Here is a 3,472-nt window from a genome sequence, read left to right as displayed (position 1 = left end):
CCGTCCGGGCGCGCCGCCCCGGCCGCCACCGCCCCCCGCTCGCCCGACATCGCGCCGCGCGGCGTCCCGCGCGGACGCGCACCTCCCGCCACGACACGGATCTGAGTTCTCTCTGTCCGCGGCGCCGCACGACGTGCGGTGCCGAAGCCCCGTGTGGAGGTCTCCGTTGACTCGCGCCAATGTGGTGCGGGCGGTACTGGCGTTCGCCGTGCTCGCCACATCGTTCTATTTCGCCTACTCCAAACCCGCCCGCCTCGGCCTGGACCTCCGCGGCGGCACCCAGATCGTCCTGGAAACGCAGGACTCGCCGACGGTGAAGGCCGACCGGGAGTCCACCGACCGGGCCCGGGAGGTCCTGCACCGGCGCGTGGACGCGCTCGGGGTCGCCGAGTCGTCCATCACCCGGTCCGGCGACCGGCGGCTGATCGTCGAGCTGCCGGACGTCCAGGACCCGTCCCGCGCGGCCGCGGCCATCGGCAAGACCGCGCAGCTCACCGCCCACCCGGTGCTGCCCAACACCGGCAAGGCCGGGCAGGGGCAGCAGCTGATGCCGGACGAGAGCGGGCAGCAGATCCTCATCGGCCCCGCCGCGCTGACCGGCGCGGGCATCGGCGAGGCGAACGCCTCCTACGACCCGCAGAACCTCGGCGGCTGGGCCGTCAACGTCAAGTTCAAGGGCGACGGCGGCAAGACCTGGGAGAAGGTGACCGCCAAGGCCGCCTGCGCCGCCGGGGACGAGCGGCGCGTCGCGATCGTCCTGGACGGCAAGGTGATCTCCTCACCGCAGGTCACCGAGAGCGTCGCCTGCGGCGTCGGCATCACCGGCGGCTCCACCCAGATCACCGGCGACTTCAGCGCCGGCGAGGCCAAGGACCTCGCGGCGCTCATCCAGGGCGGCTCGCTGCCCGTCCCCGTGAAGACCATCGAGCAGCGGGTCGTCGGCCCGACGCTCGGCGACGAGGCCATCGACGCCAGCGCCCGCGCCGCCGTCATCGGCATCATCCTCACCGGCCTGTTCATCGTCGCCGTCTACCGGCTCGTCGGCCTCCTCGCCACCGCCGCGCTCGCCGGCTACGCCGTGATCTCCTACGGCGCCCTCGTCGCGGTCGGCGCGACACTGACCCTGCCGGGACTCGCCGGATTCGTCCTCGCCATCGGCATGGCGATCGACGCCAACGTGCTGGCGTTCGAACGGGCCAGAGAGGAACGGGCGGCCGCCCCGGGCCGCAGCGCGCGGGCGGCGCTGGCCGTCGGGTTCAACAAGGCGTGGTCGGCGATCGCCGACTCGGCCGTCACCACCCTGCTGGCCGGCGGCCTGCTGTTCTTCCTCGCCTCCGGCCCCGTCAAGGGCTTCGGCGTCACGCTGACCATCGGTGTGATCGGCTCGCTCGTCTCCGCGATGCTGCTGAGCCGCGTCCTCACCGACACGGCGGCCGCGCGGATGCCCAAACTGGCCAAGGGCAGGGCGGGCGGCCTCTCCGGCGCCGGGCGGATCCGGCGGTGGCTGGAGGACAGCGGCCCCGACATCATGAAGCGCAGCCGGATGTGGCTCGGGATCTCCGCCCTGGCGGTCGTCCTCGCCGCCACCGGGATCTTCACCCGCGGCCTGAACTTCGGTGTCGAGTTCACCGGCGGGCGCCTGGTCGAGTACTCGACCAGCCGGCCCCTCGACATCGACAAGGCACGCGCCGCCGTCGCCGACGCCGGGTTCCCGCGCGCCGTCGTCCAGACGTCCGGCAAGGACGACATCTCCGTCCGGACCACCGAACTGGACAACGCCGAGGAGCAGCGCATCAAGGACGCCCTCGCGAAGGAGGGCGGCGGCGCCACCAAGCAGCGCGACGAGCTGATCGGCCCGAGCCTCGGCGACGAGCTGCGCACCAAGGCGCTCATCGCCCTCGGCGTCGCCCTGCTGGTCCAGCTCGCCTACCTGACGATCCGGTTCCGCTGGACGTTCGCCGCGGGCTCGGTCATCGCCATGTTCCACGACATCGTGATCGTCACCGGCATCTTCGCGTGGCTGGGCAAACCCATCGACGGGGTCTTCCTCGCCGCGCTGCTCACCATCATCGGGTACTCGGTGAACGACTCCGTCGTCGTGTTCGACCGGGTCCGGGAGATGTGGGCCGCCAACCCCAAGGGCCGCTTCGCCGACCTCGCGAACCGGGGCACCCTGCAGACCGTCCCGCGGACGATCAACACCGGCATGGGCGCGCTGTTCATCCTGGCGGCCCTCGCCTTCCTCGGCGGCGACTCCCTGACGGACTTCGCCATCGCACTGCTGATCGGCATCGTCGTCGGCACGTACTCCAGCGTCTTCACCGCGACGCCCATCGCCGTCGTCCTGGAGCGCTACGCGAAGGCCCCGCCGCCGCAGGGCAAGAGCAAGGCCAAACCCGTCCACCGCACCTCCGACAGCTCAGGCGCCATCGTCTGACCCACGCCGTGCCGCCGGCGCCCCCCCAGACGCCGGCGGCACCCCCCGCGTCACTCCTTCGGCACGTACGACCGCGTCAGCGGCTTGCCGTTCTTGCCTCCGATCAGGCACGTCACACCACGGTCGCCGCTCTCCCAGCCCTCCTTGGTGGGCGAGGCGAACTGAGGCTCGACGCGGTCCAGCGGCGGTTCGGAGCCCCATACCTCCACCGCCAGCTTGGCGCAGGCTTCGGCGGCCAGATTCGCCATCTTCTCCGCGCTGGGGTATGCCTTGACGCCGTCCATCTTGGAGAACCCGAGCACCTGGTACTCGTGCTTCTCGGTGCATTCGACGAGGGGCTGGCCGTAGCCGTCGTCCTGCCACTTCTCCACGCAGTCGCCCCTGTGCAGATCCGTCTTGCCCAGCGAGAGGATCCCGCCGTCGCCGAGCGGTGTGGTGAGCGCGCTGCCGCCGACGTACAGGAGCGCGCAGGTCACCCCGCGGTCCCCGTCGTGCCAGCGCTTTTCGCTGGGGATGTCGTTCCTCGGCTTGAAGTCCTTCTTCGCGACCCGCCGCACTTTCTCCGGGGTCCGCTCCTCGCACACCGCCGCCGCCTGTTCGGACGCCTTCGCGATGCCGGGGAATGGGCCACTGGAAAGCGTCGCCTTGGCGACCACCTCGCCCTCGTGCGGGTTGTCGCAGGGGCCGGGGTATACATACGGGCCGTCGGGTTCCGAGGCGTTCGTGGTGAAGCAGTCGCCGGCCTTCAGCGACGAGAGCAGCACGTAGCCGTCCGGGTGCGGCGGGGCGGCCTCACCCTTCGGGGTGGATCGCGAGCCGCCGGCGACCACGACCGCGACCACCGCCGCGACCAGCACCAGCCCGGCGAGGCCGGTGACGACCGCGAACCGTTTCGTCCGCGCCGGGCCGGGCGATGCGTCGGGCGGAGCAAGTCCCGGCGTGGAGGGCGTTGCGTCGGTCTGGGGTGCGTCGGTCGAGGGTGCGTCGGGTGGGGCCCAAGCGGGGGTCGGGTCGTCGTCGATCGGAGGGTCGTCA

At 71.9% G+C, this 3,472-nt stretch carries 2 protein-coding genes; one reads left to right on the top strand and one right to left on the bottom strand.

Annotated features, from left to right (window positions below):
• Window positions 1-166 precede the first annotated feature (166 nt).
• A complete protein-coding gene (gene secD / locus E1293_RS45680; RefSeq protein WP_132206205.1) occupies window positions 167-2,437 on the top strand; it encodes a protein translocase subunit SecD in 2,271 nt (756 codons plus the stop codon).
• A gap of 50 nt (window positions 2,438-2,487) precedes the next feature.
• Here secD and E1293_RS45675 read toward each other — a convergent pair.
• Window positions 2,488-3,472: septum formation family protein (locus E1293_RS45675; protein WP_132206203.1), on the bottom strand; the 985-nt coding region annotated here is incomplete at its 5' end.

This window comes from Actinomadura darangshiensis (assembly GCF_004349235.1).
Lineage (GTDB): Bacteria > Actinomycetota > Actinomycetes > Streptosporangiales > Streptosporangiaceae > Spirillospora > Spirillospora darangshiensis.
Note: the sequence above shows the minus strand (reverse complement) of the source record. Positions and strands in the feature narration are given on the sequence as shown.